The sequence below is a fragment of the Streptomyces sp. P5F9 genome (genome assembly GCF_057961495.1).
This window is the reverse complement of record NZ_JBXVPZ010000268.1, coordinates 1-13,057: the sequence shown is the minus strand read 5'-3', so window position 1 is coordinate 13,057 and position 13,057 is coordinate 1. Positions and strand designations below refer to the sequence as shown.

12 protein-coding genes are annotated in these 13,057 nt (G+C 69.9%); 5 read left to right on the top strand and 7 right to left on the bottom strand.

All coding sequences use genetic code 11. The features are described from left to right. From AC31A1_RS32900 to AC31A1_RS32890, 3 genes are all read right to left on the bottom strand, one after another. Positions 1-424, bottom strand: a 424-nt coding sequence (locus AC31A1_RS32900) for a GNAT family N-acetyltransferase (RefSeq protein WP_489656826.1), incomplete at its 3' end; no start/stop codon positions are given. Positions 425-633: 209 nt separating this feature from the next. After that, positions 634-2,256, bottom strand: a complete 1,623-nt coding sequence (locus AC31A1_RS32895; protein ID WP_489656825.1) for a CocE/NonD family hydrolase — start codon at positions 2,254-2,256, stop codon at positions 634-636. Further along, on the bottom strand, positions 2,253-2,861 hold the full coding sequence (locus tag AC31A1_RS32890) for a TetR/AcrR family transcriptional regulator (RefSeq protein WP_489656824.1): 609 nt from the start codon (positions 2,859-2,861) through the stop codon (positions 2,253-2,255). Before AC31A1_RS32890 ends, AC31A1_RS32895 begins: the two co-directional genes overlap by 4 nt. A gap of 107 nt (positions 2,862-2,968) precedes the next feature. Between AC31A1_RS32890 and AC31A1_RS32885 the strand changes: the two genes are divergently transcribed. From AC31A1_RS32885 to AC31A1_RS32875, 3 genes are read left to right on the top strand one after another with little or no spacing between them, the layout of a single operon-like run. Beyond that, on the top strand, positions 2,969-3,331 hold the full coding sequence (locus AC31A1_RS32885) for an ArsR/SmtB family transcription factor (RefSeq protein WP_489656823.1): 363 nt from the start codon (positions 2,969-2,971) through the stop codon (positions 3,329-3,331). Next, positions 3,315-3,836, top strand: coding sequence for an SRPBCC family protein (locus AC31A1_RS32880; protein ID WP_489656828.1), 522 nt, complete (start codon positions 3,315-3,317; stop codon positions 3,834-3,836). The genes AC31A1_RS32885 and AC31A1_RS32880 overlap by 17 nt, the downstream gene beginning before the upstream one ends. Beyond that, positions 3,836-4,501: a dihydrofolate reductase family protein gene (locus tag AC31A1_RS32875; RefSeq protein WP_489656822.1), complete on the top strand. Its 666-nt coding sequence runs from the start codon at positions 3,836-3,838 to the stop codon at positions 4,499-4,501. The genes AC31A1_RS32880 and AC31A1_RS32875 overlap by 1 nt, the downstream gene beginning before the upstream one ends. Before the next feature lie 149 nt (positions 4,502-4,650). Here the strand turns inward: AC31A1_RS32875 and AC31A1_RS32870 are convergent, their stop codons facing one another. The 3 genes from AC31A1_RS32870 to AC31A1_RS32860 all read right to left on the bottom strand — a co-directional run bounded on the left by AC31A1_RS32870 (position 4,651) and on the right by AC31A1_RS32860 (position 7,672). After that, complete coding sequence (locus tag AC31A1_RS32870) at positions 4,651-5,307, bottom strand: response regulator transcription factor (RefSeq protein ID WP_489656821.1); 657 nt, start codon at positions 5,305-5,307, stop codon at positions 4,651-4,653. Between the two features lie 54 nt (positions 5,308-5,361). Next, a complete protein-coding gene (locus AC31A1_RS32865; protein WP_489656827.1) occupies positions 5,362-7,107 on the bottom strand; it encodes a sensor histidine kinase in 1,746 nt (581 codons plus the stop codon). Positions 7,108-7,240: 133 nt separating this feature from the next. Continuing rightward, on the bottom strand, positions 7,241-7,672 hold the full coding sequence (locus tag AC31A1_RS32860) for a hypothetical protein (protein WP_489656820.1): 432 nt from the start codon (positions 7,670-7,672) through the stop codon (positions 7,241-7,243). 150 nt (positions 7,673-7,822) lie between these two features. On the opposite strand from AC31A1_RS32860, the gene AC31A1_RS32855 reads away from it, so the two are divergent. Both AC31A1_RS32855 and AC31A1_RS32850 read left to right on the top strand, forming a co-directional pair. Beyond that, positions 7,823-10,417, top strand: coding sequence for an alpha-L-rhamnosidase-related protein (locus AC31A1_RS32855; RefSeq protein ID WP_489656819.1), 2,595 nt, complete (start codon positions 7,823-7,825; stop codon positions 10,415-10,417). A gap of 240 nt (positions 10,418-10,657) precedes the next feature. Next, positions 10,658-11,920, top strand: coding sequence for an MFS transporter (locus tag AC31A1_RS32850; RefSeq protein WP_489656818.1), 1,263 nt, complete (start codon positions 10,658-10,660; stop codon positions 11,918-11,920). 36 nt (positions 11,921-11,956) lie between these two features. Here the strand turns inward: AC31A1_RS32850 and AC31A1_RS32845 are convergent. Further along, positions 11,957-13,057: acyltransferase family protein (locus AC31A1_RS32845; RefSeq protein ID WP_489656817.1), on the bottom strand; the 1,101-nt coding region annotated here is incomplete at its 5' end.

The following is a 13,057-nucleotide window of genomic DNA, read 5'->3' as shown; positions in this document are numbered from 1 at the left end:
GGGTGAAGCCGGCCTTGGTCAGCACCTTTTGGGATGCGATGTTCTCGTGGGATGTGGCTGCTCGGATCGTGCGCAGGGCGTGCTGTGAGGCTGCCAGTCGGCACAGTTCCTGGACGGTTGCGGTCGCCACGCCGCGACCGGTGACGTGCTGCGCCACCCGGTAGCCGAGTGTCGCCGAGTGATCCTCGGTGATGTCGATCAGGTTGAATCTGCCGAGGACCGAGCCGTCCTCGGCCACGAGCACGTAGAAGGCGCAGATGCCGGCCTCTTGTTCGGCCAGCAACGCGTCGAAGCCGGCGGTGAACTCGTCGAAGTAGGCGTCGCCGCGGTCGGAGATCGAGGTGGCGAAGTAGGCGCGGTTGGCCAACTCGAAGGTCAGGACCGCCGGGGCGTGGTCGGCATGGAGCGGCTGTAGTTCGGGCATGTTCCTGGCCTGTTCGGGGAGGGGGAGTTGGTCACGTTCTGACGAGGAAGCAGGCGCCGTCCGGGCCCCGCATCTCCGGCCGAGTAGAGCCATTGAAACCCGCCGGCCCCTTGAGCCACATCGGCCTGAGGTCGTAAGGGATGCCCGGAACACCCGGAATGGTTCTACGGGATGTCCCCCCTGGTGCTCCAACGGCCCACCAGGTTTGGTCAGTTCGGTGGCCCGATCGGCAGGATCACTGCGGAGGGGTGGGCCGGGGTGTGGAGTACCTGCTGGTCGGCTGCGCGGAGGGTGGAGGCGGTCGCTCGGGGTTCGCCGGTGCCGAGGTTGCGGTTGTAGCGCGGGAAGGCGCCGCTGGAGATCTGGACGCGGATGCGGTGGCCGCGCGGGAAACGGTAGGCCGTCGGCCAGAGTTGGACCTTCGCGCAGGTCGTGACGTCGGCGTCGGTGAGGCTGATCAGGCCGTCGCAGACGTTCGTGGAGCGGCCCTTGTCGTCCACGTCGCAGAGGCGGACGAACACGTCGGCGTACGGCAGGCTGGAGCGGAACCAGATCTCGGCGCTCACCTCTCCGACGACCTCGACGTCCTTGTCCAGGGCGGGAGTTGTGTAGGTGAGGACGTCCGGGCGGGCCTCCAGATCGGTGTTGTCGACGCGGCCCGACGTGACGCCGACGGCCATGCGGACGCCGCCCACCGCGGGCGTGGGGTCGGCCGGGTCGTAGCGGTAGGTGTCCGGGGCGGACTCGTCCGGTGGGCCGGCGGCGAGGGCGCCGGCGGGGTGGAGGTGGAGGCGCTGCGGGGCGTAGCCCGGCGGAGGCCAGGACGGGAAGTCGCGCCAGGTGTCCTCGCCCATCACGAACAGGCGCACCGGGGCCCGGTCGGACGGCTTCTCGCCGCGGGCGTGGGCCAGACCGAAGTCGAGGGCCTCGGCGGTCGCCGTCACGCCGACGCCCATGGAGATGTGCGCCCACGGTCCGACGGTGAGCCGGGCCTCCCGTCCCGCGCCCCGCAGTGCCTGGAAGTCGCGGAGTTGGCCCGGCAGGAAGATGTCGTACCAGCCGCCGACCGTGCTGACCGGCACGGTGAGGTCGGCGACCCGGGAACTGTGGTCGAGCACGGACCAGAACGGTGAGTCGGCGTCGTGGTCGAGGGTGTTCTGGAAGTAGTCGGAGCGGCGGCCGATGGCGGCGGTGTCGGCCTCGTTCAGCGGGAGCGTGTACCAGGCGCGCCGTTCCTTCCGGAGCCGTAGCGCTTGGCGGAGCAGCGCTCCCCGGCGTTCCTGTCCCGCGACCTGGAGGCCCCAGCCGAAGGTCGCCTCCAGGGAGAACGACTCCTTGCGGAGGAACTCCAGCGTGAAGGCGGACTCGGAGACCGAGGGGATCAATGCCTTTACCTGCGGCGGCAGTTGGCCCGCCATCGACCACTGGGCGAACCCCAGATAGCTGCCGCCGTAGAGCACGACCGCCTCACCGCACCAGGGTTGCTCGACGAGCCACCGCAGCGTGTCGAGGCCGTCCTCGCGTTCGCGGCGCAGGGGGTCGAAGCCGCCGCCGGAGCCGAAGGTGCCGCGGGTGCTCTGGATCAGCACCTGGAATCCTCGCTCGGCCAGCGGCCTGGCCAGCTGTGCGGCGATCATGCCCGCCCTGCCGTACGGGATGCGGATGAGCGCGGTCGGGAGGCCGGCGGGGCCGGATTTCGGGGTCCAGCGGTCGGCGAGGAGGACGGCTCCGTCACGCATCGGGACCCGCAGGTCGTGCTCCACGGCGAGGTCTCGGGTCGAGGGCGGGGGCAGGTGCAGGAGGCGCTGGGCGAGATGGCTGCGGAGGTTCATCGGGGGTGGCCTCCGTCCGGCGGGACTTGGTGGCTGAAGGTGAGGGTGGACGCGAGGCGGAGCAGACGGTTCGTGAGGTCCTCGGGGGCGAGGGGGTCCGAGCCGTCGATCACCCAGTTGTTGACGAGCGTGGCGGCTCCGCCCGCGATGAACTCCGAGAGGTCGTCCGCCGTCTGCTGGTCCAGGTCGCCGAACAGCTTGCGGACGGCGGGCCTGTTGAGGGAGCCGAAGAGTTTGTTGAGGGTGCTCGTCATGGCGAAGGCGCAGGAGCCGGTCAGCATCGGGCGGTAGAAGGAGCGGTGTTCCGCGAAGTGCCGCGCCAGCGCGGCCACTCCCTCGGAGGTGTCGCCGCTCTCTCCGGCCCGGGGGAGCAGCTCGCGTCTCACCAGGTCGATCGCGGCTTCCGTCAGGAGGGTGTCGCGGTCCCCGAACTGCAGATAGACGAGGCGCCGGCTGACGTCCGCCGCCTCGGCGAGATCGGTGACCGGGATGTCCGTGGTGCCGCGCTCGGACACGAGGCGCACCGCGGCCGCCATCAGGGCCGCGCGGGAGCGCCGGACCCTTCTGTCCTGGGTGCCGGATTCCTGGAGTGGTTCGAGCTGCATGCCCGGCAGGTTATACAGGTGAGAATAAATGCACAAGTGTGCATTTTCTTCGAGTCGACCGGACGGTGGACCGTTGACACATGCCCATATGGGCATACGATGGCGCCATGGCACGAGCGGCGACGACCTCGGACGCGTTCAACGCGATAGCCGAACCGCAGCGGCGGGAGATCCTGCTGCTCCTGCGGGGCGGTGAGCGACCGGTGACCGACCTGGCGCGGAACCTGGGGATGACCCAGCCGCAGGCGTCCAAACACCTGCGGGTCCTCCGCGAGGTCGGGCTGGTGCGGGTCCGCGGAGCGGGCAAGCAGCGGCTGTACGACCTGGACGCCCGCGGGCTGCGGCCGGTCCACGAGTGGGTGGGCGGCTTCGAGCGGTTCTGGAGCGGGAGCTTCGACCGGCTGGACGAGTACGTGCGGGAGCTGAAGCAGACAAGGCAGGAGGGACCGGATGATGGCGGCGACCAGTAGTGGCGGCGAGGCCGCACAGGTGACCGCGGACCGCGAGGTCGTGATCTCCCGGGTGATCGGCGCTCCGCGGGAGCTGGTGTTCGAGGCGTTCACACGAGTCCGGCACCTGTCGCGGTGGTGGGGACCGGAGGGCTTCACCACGACGACGCGGTCCTTCGAGTTCCGTGTCGGCGGGGTCTGGGACTTCGTGATGCACGGGCCGGACGGGACCGACTACCAGGAGTGGATCACCTGGCGCGAGATCGTCCCGCCGGAGCGGATCGCGCTGCTGCACGGCGAGTCCCGCGACGACCCGAACGCCTTCGAGTCGGTCCTGATCTTCGAACCGGCCGGCGACGAGACCCGGATCGTGATGCGCACGGTCTTCCCCACCAAGGAACTCCGTGACGAGGCCGTGGAGAAGTACCACGCGATCGAGGGCGGCGAGCAGACGCTGAGCAACCTCGCGGCCTACGTCGCCGAACTCACCCGGAACGAGACCGACTTGAAGGGAGCGGAGGGCTGATGGCCGGCAAGGTGTTCTTCAGCGTGACGATGTCGCTCGACGGCTTCATGGCGCCCGAGGAGGTGCCCGTCGAGGACGTCTTCTCGCCCGAAGGCCAGAACGACCCGAGGGTCCAGCGCTGGATGGCGAAGTGGTCGGAGCTACAGGCGTGGGTGTTCCCGCTGCGGTTCTTCCGGGAGAACCTGAAGCTCGGCGAGGGCGGCGAGGAGGGCCGCGACAACGACATCGCGAGGGAGACGTTCGAGCGCACCGGCGCAAGCGTCATGGGCAGGCGCATGTTCGACGCGGGCGAGCTGGCCTGGCCGGAGGAGGCGCCCTTCCACACCCCGGTGTTCGTCCTCACCCACACCAGGCGTGAGCCGTGGGAGCGGCCGGGCGGCACCACCTTCCACTTCGTCGACGACGGTATCGAGAGCGCCCTCGACCAGGCCCGCGAGGCCGCCGGCGACCGCGACGTGCGCATCGCCGGCGGCGCCGAGACGATCCAGCAGTACCTGGACAGCGGCCTGATCGACGAGTTCTCGATCGCGCTCGCACCCGTGCTGTTCGGCACCGGCATCCGCCTGTTCGACCACGTGGACCCCGACCGCCTCACGCTGAACCAGACCCGCACGGACACATCGTCCCGGGTGACCCACCTGACGTACACCGTCGGGAAGCGGTAGCACCTTCCCCCTCACCTCCAGGGAGGCGGCGACTACGCGGGCCGCGTTCCCCGACTTCCACACGGTGATCCACTGGCAGGCGGCCGAGGACAACCTCGTGACCTCATGGAGCAGTTGGGGGCCGGGCCCGGCGGCCGACGATCCGCGGATCAGCTCGGTCCCAGCCCCGCGTCCCGCGCCAACAGGGCCGCCTGCACCCGGTTCTCGCACCGGAGCTTCGTCAGGATCCGGCTGACGTACGTCTTCACCGTCGCCTCGCTGACATGGATCCGCTCGCCCGCGTCGGCGTTCGACAGGCCCTCGCCGAGCAGCGCGAGGACCTCCAGTTCCCGGGTGCTGAGCGACTCCAGGCGCCGGCGCGCCTCCTCGCCGCGCGCCGCCGCCTGGCCCGAGGCGAGCTGGTCGACCACGTGACGTGTGGCGGCCGGTGACAGATACGCGTCCCCGGCCGCGGCGGCCCGTACCGCCTGGATCAGTTCGGCCGGCGCCGAGTCCTTCAGCAGGAAGCCGGCGCCGCCCTGGCTCAGCGCCCGCAGCACGTTCTCCCGCTCGCCGAAAGTCGTCAGGATCAGCGAGCGTACGGCCGGTGCCACCCGCCGCAGCTCGGCCAGCGCGGACAGGCCGTCCAGCACGGGCATCTGGATGTCGAGCAGGGCCACGTCGACGGCGTGTGCGCGGACCAGGTCGACCGCCTCACGGCCGTTGGCCGCCTCCGCCACGACATCGATGTCGGCGGCGGAGGTGAGGATCATCCTGATGCCCGCCCGGATGAGGGGTTCGTCATCCGCGACGAGGACTCTGATCACGATTCTCCTGCAGGACGTGCGACGGGTGCGACGGGGGCAACGGGCGGCCCAAGACTACGACTTGGTCGCGAAGGCCCGCTTCTCGATGAGTTTGCCGTCCTTGAAGCAGAAGCGGAAGGCGGGCATCTTCCCCCCTTCGGTCGGCCAGTTCTTCGTGGAGAGATACGACGAGCAGGTCGCCCCCCGCGGCTCGGCGGGCGCCTCGTCGCCCAAGGTTCCGGCCAGGAACGACTTTCCGTGCGGCAGCTTGTCCCGTACGGCTGTCTCGGAGTCCCCGACCTTCGCCGACTCGTAGACCTTCGGATCGAGCATGAGCTTGTCGCCCTCCTTCCCCACCAGGTTGACGATCAGCACGACGGCAACCACCCCGAGGACCAGGAAGGTCAGCACTGCGGCGCCGCATCCGATCGCGACGCCCTTCTTCTTGCGTCCCATGGCGATGTCGAACTCCCTCTGCCTGTCCGGCGCACCGGACCAGTCGATGTCCGCGCCATCGTCGCCGGGCACCGCCCCCTCGCTCTGCCCCCGGAAGTCGTTCGCCGCATCGACGAAGGTCGCTCCGTCCGGCCCCGGATCCGCCGGCCACCGGCCGCTCTCCGGCGCGCGCGGCGACCCGGGACCGTAGGGCAGCACGCCCGCGATACGGAATCCGCCGTCCGCCGCGGGCCCCGCATGCACCATGCCGCCGACCAGCCGGGCCCGTTCCTGAAGCCCCGTCAGCCCCTGCCCGCCGCTCACCACGGTCCGCCGTACGGCCGAAGTCAGCGCGGGTACCGGCCCGTTGGCGACCTCGACGACCAAGGAGTCCGGCTCGTAACGGAGTTCGACGGCGATCGCGGCGCCCTGCGCGTGCTTCAGGGCGTTGGTCAGCGCCTCCTGCACGATCCGGAACGCCGCGTGGTCGGCCGCGGGAGCCAGCGAACGTGCCTGGCCCGTACGCCGTAGCGCTACGACCGTCCCCGCGCCCCGCGACGCGTCCACCAGGCCGTCGATCCCCGCCACGCCCCGGGCCTGGGCCTCCAACTCGACCTCGTTGTCCCGCAGTTGATCGTGGGTGCCGTCACGCAGGATGCCGACCGCCTCGCGCAGCTCGTGCATCGCGGACACGGACGCCTCCCGCAGCACGCCGACCACCTCGCGCTGTCCGCCCGTCAGCTCGCGGTCGACCTCCAGCGCGCCGGTGTGGACGGCGATCAGGGCCAGTTGGTGGCCGAGGCTGTCGTGCATGTCCTGCGCTATGCGCTGCCGTTCGCGCAGGCGTGAGTGGGACGCGATCATCGCGCGTTCGCGCAGGAGTTGGGCGTTGTGCTCGTGCAACGCGCGCATCAGTGTGCGGCGTTGGGCACGGTTGCGACTGGCCAGGCCGGGCACGACCCCCGTCACCAGGAACGCGAGCGTGATGAACACCAGCGTCTGTGCGGCGGACAGCGGCTGCGAAGGACTGGGGACGGACAGCCCGACGTAGAGGACGTAGGCAGCTGTGAAGAACGCGAGCGCCCGACGCGGTGCCTCGATCCGCGCGCCGGCCGACCAGCTCACCACGATCAGCACTAACCCGAAACCGCCGAGCACACCGGAGACCGCGCCGGTGGCGAGCAGGGCGCCGCCAGGGAATGCCCGCCGCAGCAGAGAGATCATCGCGGCGACGAGCCCGACGGCGACCATCCGCAGAGCGCCCTCGCTCGTCTGGGTCATCGCCATGGCCAGGCCCAGGACGACGGCCAGCACCGTCTCGCCGACGATCTGCCGCCGGGACCACATATCTGCCGCGCCCAGTCGGCTCCGGACGTCGAGGGCCATCGTCTTCGCGTTCACGCGCCAACGGTATGCATCGATGCCCGCGCGCACAGCATCCGTTCGTCGCATCCACGAACGACCAAAGGCGTACGGCCCGCGCCTCACGCGGGCTCCCCCCGAACTGATTCCTCGTCCGTCAGCTGCCGTTCTTGAAGGACTCGACCTGGCACTGGTCCTTGTCGAAGGTGGGCAGATTCAGCCTGTCCCCGCTGACCAAGCTCCAATTCCCGTCGGAGACGACGCTCTTGATGCCGTGGCTGTTCATGCACCGCACCATGGCGCGCACGCCGTCGCTGTAGCGCGGGTTCTTCGCCCGGTCCATTTCCACCGGCTGCAGCGGGTATTTCGGGTCGCAGGCCCTGACCGCGGGATTGTTGGGCGGAGCCTTCGTGCCGGACGGCAGGCCATGTTCCTCAAGGCAGTGACTCCAGGCGTCCCAGAGCCTGTTGACGTCTTCCCACCCGAGGCGACGACGGTCAGCAGGGGAGCGATGACGTCGCCGCGACCGATCAGGGTCCTGTCCGGTGGTCCTCCCGTTGCGCGGCGCCTCGTTCTGGACGGTGCGCATCGCCGATTACTTCTGTCCCAACGCTGTACGGGCATCCGCTGTTCGAGATAGCGTCACCACGCAGCTGCCGAGTGAAACGATTCAATCCATCGCGCTCAAGGGGACAGCATGGCGTCGAACAGCACACCGGACAAAGGCATTTCCCGTCGCGTGGCTCTCGCAGCAGCCGGCACCGTCGGACTCACCGCGGTGTCCCTCTCCACCGGACTCCCCTCGGCGGAGGCACTCCCGGCAGAGGAAGCCTCTGCTTCCCCCGCCGGCAACCCGTCGCGTCGCTCCGGCGGATGGCACCGCTACGTCGAGGGGCCGTCCTCGCGCACGGTCCGCCCGGTGCGGATCACCGCGTCGACCGGAGACGTGAAGAACCCCGGCGCGCTGCTCAAGCCCGGCGGAGCCAGATCCGTCCTGCGGCGCCCGCAGCCCGCGGCGGCGCCGACCTGGCCCACCGGCACCACCGCCGAGGCCTCCTCGGCCCACGCGGGCAACAACGGCAACGACGGCCGGCCGCGCACCTACGACGCGACGAACGCGATCGACGGCAACCCGGACACCTTCTGGAACGACGACACCCTGGGCGTCTTCCCCGACGTCCTCACCATCACCGCGCCGCAGGTCACGTCCTTGCAGGGCATCACGGTCATCTCCAACAGCGACGGCGTGCCGACCGACTACACCGTCGACGTGTGGACCGACGGCGACTGGCACACCGCCGCCACGGTCACCGGCAACGACGCGGTGCAGAAGGCCGTTCCGTTCACGGAGAAGGTCAGCACCGACCGCGTCCGCATCACGGTGAGCCACGCCCAGGACACCTCGCACGGCAACTTCACCCGGATCAACGAGGTCTGGCCCGCACCGGTCGAGCCGATCCCCATACCGACCATCACCGTGGACTTCGGCAAGGTCGTGGTCGGGTATCCGCAGATCAAGTTCACGTCGGCATCCGCCAACTCGCCCGGTGTGCGGGTGGCGTTCTCCGAGACCCGTCAATTCCTCACCGACCGCTCGGACTTCACCCGCGCCGACCAGGCGGGCGGCGCCGGAGGGGGCACGGACCAGTTCGCCGTACCCGCGAAGGGCGCCAACTGGACGGACCACAAAGGCTTCCAGGCCGGCGACAAGGTCTTCGCGGACGGCCTGCACGGATTCCGCTACCTCAAGATCAGCCTCGACGCACTCGCCTCGGACAGCCCCGCCGCGCAGCCTTGGGGCACGGTCGAAATCGACTCCGTGGCACTCCAGTTCACCGCGTACGTGGGTACCCCGAGCACCTACCGCGGCTGGTTCCTGTGCTCCGACGACGAGTTGAATCGTTACTGGTACGGCGCCGCGTACACCAACGAACTCGTCACCGACACCTTCCGCCAGGACGACGTCGACCCCCGCAACGCGTGGAGTGCCACGCTGGAAGGGAAGTTGGTCCTCCAGGACGGTGCCAAGCGCGACCGCGACCCGTACGTCGGCGACCTCGCCGTCTCCGCGCGCACCCTCTACCTGACCCACGACGACGCAGCCGCCGCGGCCCGCAACGTCCTCGCGGACCTCGCCGACCACCAGCGCGCCGACGGCTGGATCCCGCCCGCCTCCATCGGCAACTACACTCTCCCGCTCTTCGACTACCCGCTGTACTGGGTCACTTGCAGCTGGGACTACGTCCTCTACACCGGCGACCGCCAGTACGCGACGCGCTACTACCCGACCCTGCTGAAGGTCCTGGACGCCTGGTACCCGAGCGTCACGGACGACGCGGGCCTGCTGAGCAAGGGCCTCAACGGCACCGGCGGATACGGCGACTACGCCTTCCTGGGCCGCACGGGCCGCGTCACCTACTACAACGCGCTCTACGTCCAAGTCCTCCAGAACGCCGCCGAGTTGGCCCGCCTGCTGGGCCAGAAGGACGACGCCACGCGCTGGAGCACGCGGGCCGACAACGTTGCCCAGGCCGTCAACTCCCTTCTGTGGGACGCCGATGCGGGGGCCTACCTCGACTCCGGGACGGGCGCGGTGCGGCACGCCCAGGACGGCAACGCCCTCGCGGTCGTCACCGGCATCGCCGACGCGGCCCGCGCCACCTCGGCCCTCGCGCATCTCGACGCGACGACGCAACGGCCGTACGGGAACGCCTTCATGGACAACGACACGCTCTTCGACCAGGCGTCGCAACGGGTGTACGCCTTCACCTCGTACCCGGAGATCGAGGCCCGCTTCCTCAGCGGTCGGGCCGGGTCCGCGCTCGACCAGATCCGCCGTACGTACGGCTGGATGGACAAGAACGACCCCGGCATCACCCACTGGGAGGGCATCGGCCCCGACGGTTCGCTGTACGAGGACGCCTACACCAGCATGGCCCACGGCTGGTCCACCGGTGTCCTGCCGGCGCTGACCCACAACCTGCTGGGCGCCCGGCCGACCTCACCCGGGTACGCAACCTGGGAGGTACGCCCGCAGCCGGGCGGCGTCGACTGGGCGACGGGTCAACTCCCCACCCCGCACGGCCCCTTGGGCGTCGAGTGGGAGAGCAGTGCTCGCGTCTTCCGCCTCACGGTCCACGTGCCCCGGCACACGCAGGGCTCGGTCGTCCTCCCCGGTGACGCGCGCGACCTGCGTGTGAGCGCCGGTCGGCGGACGCTGTGGGACGGGCGGCAGGCATCGACGCGTGACGTGACCGTGGTCGACGGAACGGTCACCGTGCCGAACCTGGGCCCGGGCGACCACAGTTTCGTGAGCGAGCGGCGCGGCACCTGACCTGCCGGTGTGACGCCGAGGGGCGCTCGCTTCGCGTGCGTTCAGCAGGACGAACCGTCCCGGGACAGGCCCGGATCCGACGTCGAAACCGGGGCGGTTCCCCCTGCTGTGAGGACTTGGCGCGAAGCCTGTGAACCAGTCGTGCCCTTTGGCCGATTGTGGTGGGTGTTTTGCCGGTCCTTGCGTTGTCCGCCCCACCGCGCGCACCTAGCCTGACCTGCGGACCAAGGGAGGGCTGGCATGCTGAAGACCGTCCGGGAGCAGGCAGCGGGACTCACCAAGGATCAGCGCAACGCCTTCGTCGCCGCCTACTTGGGCTGGGCGATGGACGCCTTCGACTACTTCCTCGTCGTACTCGTCTACAGCGAGATCGCCGACGACTTCCATGTCTCCCTCACCGACATGGCCTTCCTCACCACGGCCACCCTGGTGATGCGACCGGTCGGCGCCCTCCTCTTCGGCCTCTGGGCGGACCGCAAAGGCCGCCGCACCCCGCTCATGGTCGACGTGGCCTTCTACTCGGTCGTCGGATTCGCCTGCGCCTTCGCACCGAACTACACCGTGCTGCTCGTACTGCGCCTGCTGTACGGCATCGGCATGGGCGGCGAGTGGGGCCTGGGCGCGGCGCTCGCCATGGAGAAGATCCCGGCCGAGCGACGCGGCTTCTGGTCAGGCCTGCTGCAGAGCGGCTACTCGCTCGGCTATCTGCTCGCCGCGGTGGCGTTCTTCGTCATCGAACCCGCCTTCGGCTGGCGGGGGTTGTTCGCCTTCAGCCTCGTACCAGCCCTGGTCTCGCTGTGGGTGCGCGCCCGGGTGGAGGAGAGCGAGGTGTGGGAGAAGAGCGTCAAACTCAACCGCACGCCCGCCTACCAGGTGTTCAAGAACCCTGCTGTCCTACGGCGGTTCGTGTATCTGGTCGCGCTGATGACCGCCTTCAACTGGATGTCGCACGGCACCCAGGACATCTACCCGACCTTCGTCAAGAAGGGCCTGGGCCTGTCTCCGGACACCGCGATCGCCATCGCCGTGGTCTACAACATCGGCGCCATCATCGGCGGCATGGTCCTCGGGGCATACTCCGAGCGGCTGGGGCGCCGTCGCACGATCATGATCGCGGCGGCCGCGGGCCTGGTCGTGGTGCCCTTCTTCGTCCTGTCCAGCGCGGTGGGCTGGCTGATGCTGTCCTCCTTCCTGATGCAACTGTGCGTACAGGGAGCCTGGGGCGTCATCCCCGCGCACCTGACCGAGATGAGCCCGGACACGATCCGGGGCTTCTACCCCGGTGTCACCTACCAACTCGGCAACCTGATCGCCGCCCTCAACCTGCCGATCCAGGAGGCCATCGCCGAGCACCACGGCTATCCGACGGCGATGGCGTGGACCGTGACTCCCGCCTTGGCCCTGGTGATTGTGCTGAGCGCCGTGGGCAAGGAGGCCAAGGGGATCAGGTTCGGCAGCACGGGGACGCAGGCGCCGAGCACCGCGGCGGCGGATCCGGTGTAGCGCCGACGGCGCGTGCGGGGAGCAGCCGGCCGTCGGTCACAGGACCGGTGACCGTGGTTCCGCGGCGACAACCGGCTCCAGCCGGCGCACGCGGGGCCGGTCCCGTCGTAGCGGAGGCCGTTCGACGAGGGCGTACGAGGCGAGGGCCGCGGCGAGCGTGGCCGCGAGGCCGGTCCGGAGCAGGGCGTCACCGCGCACGCCGAGGTCGTGCAGCAGCCGGATGACGGGGTAGTGCCACAGGTACATCCCGTAACTGAGGTTGCGCCCGATCCAGACCATCGTGGACAGCGACAGCAGGCGGGTGGGCCACGAGCGGGGGCACAGTGCCAGCGCGGCCACGACGCAGGCCGTCAGCAGGGCGGCGGCCAGGAAACCGACCGTGTACCAGACGGGATTCCAGCCGCTCACCTCGGTGATCGGGATCTGCCAGGCGATCAGACCGAGCACCGCGAGCGCGGGCCAGCAGAGCCGGCCCGCCCAGCGGCGCAGCGACGCCAGGCGTGGGTCGTCGGCGCGCAGCCGGGCCAGGACGAGGGCGAGCAGGGCGCCGATGAGGAGTTGGTCGGCGCGGGTGTCGGGGCCGTTGTAGATACGGTGCGCCGCTGCCGGGTCCCAGAGAACCGTCCGCCAGAGCACCGGCAGCACGCACAGCACCGCGACGCAGGCCAGCACCGCGCGTGCGGTCGCGTGCCGCAGCAGGACGAGCAGAAGGAGCGGCCAGGCGAGATAGAACTGCTCCTCCACGCCCAGGGACCAGGTGTGGCTGAGGGGCGCGGTGAGATCGGAGTACGCCCCGTCGTTCCCGGCCCGTGCGAGATTGACCACCGACCCCGCGGCCAGGGCGGCGGCCGCCCACGCCCCGCGGAAGAGCGGCAGCGCGAACGTCACGGACAGCAGGGCGGTGACCGCGCACATCACCAGCAGGGCCGGCATCAGGCGCACCCACCGCCGCCGGTAGAACGACCACAGGCCGATGCCACCGGTACGGGCGTACTCGCCGACCAGAAGCCGCGTGATGACGAAACCACTGATCGTGAAGAACACGTCCACGCCCACCGAGCCGCCCGGCACCAGGTCCGGCTCCACGTGGTAGACGATCACCAGCACCACCGCGACCGTCCGCAGTCCGTCCAGCCC

Coding starts and splice junctions, on each gene's coding strand:
- AC31A1_RS32895 (WP_489656825.1), bottom strand. CDS start 2,256: ATGAACCTCCGCAGCCATCTCGCCCAGCGCCTCCTGCACCTGCCCCCG.
- AC31A1_RS32890 (WP_489656824.1), bottom strand. CDS start 2,861: ATGCAGCTCGAACCACTCCAGGAATCCGGCACCCAGGACAGAAGGGTC.
- AC31A1_RS32885 (WP_489656823.1), top strand. CDS start 2,969: ATGGCACGAGCGGCGACGACCTCGGACGCGTTCAACGCGATAGCCGAA.
- AC31A1_RS32880 (WP_489656828.1), top strand. CDS start 3,315: ATGGCGGCGACCAGTAGTGGCGGCGAGGCCGCACAGGTGACCGCGGAC.
- AC31A1_RS32875 (WP_489656822.1), top strand. CDS start 3,836: ATGGCCGGCAAGGTGTTCTTCAGCGTGACGATGTCGCTCGACGGCTTC.
- AC31A1_RS32865 (WP_489656827.1), bottom strand. CDS start 7,107: ATGGCCCTCGACGTCCGGAGCCGACTGGGCGCGGCAGATATGTGGTCC.
- AC31A1_RS32860 (WP_489656820.1), bottom strand. CDS start 7,672: ATGCGCACCGTCCAGAACGAGGCGCCGCGCAACGGGAGGACCACCGGA.
- AC31A1_RS32850 (WP_489656818.1), top strand. CDS start 10,658: ATGCTGAAGACCGTCCGGGAGCAGGCAGCGGGACTCACCAAGGATCAG.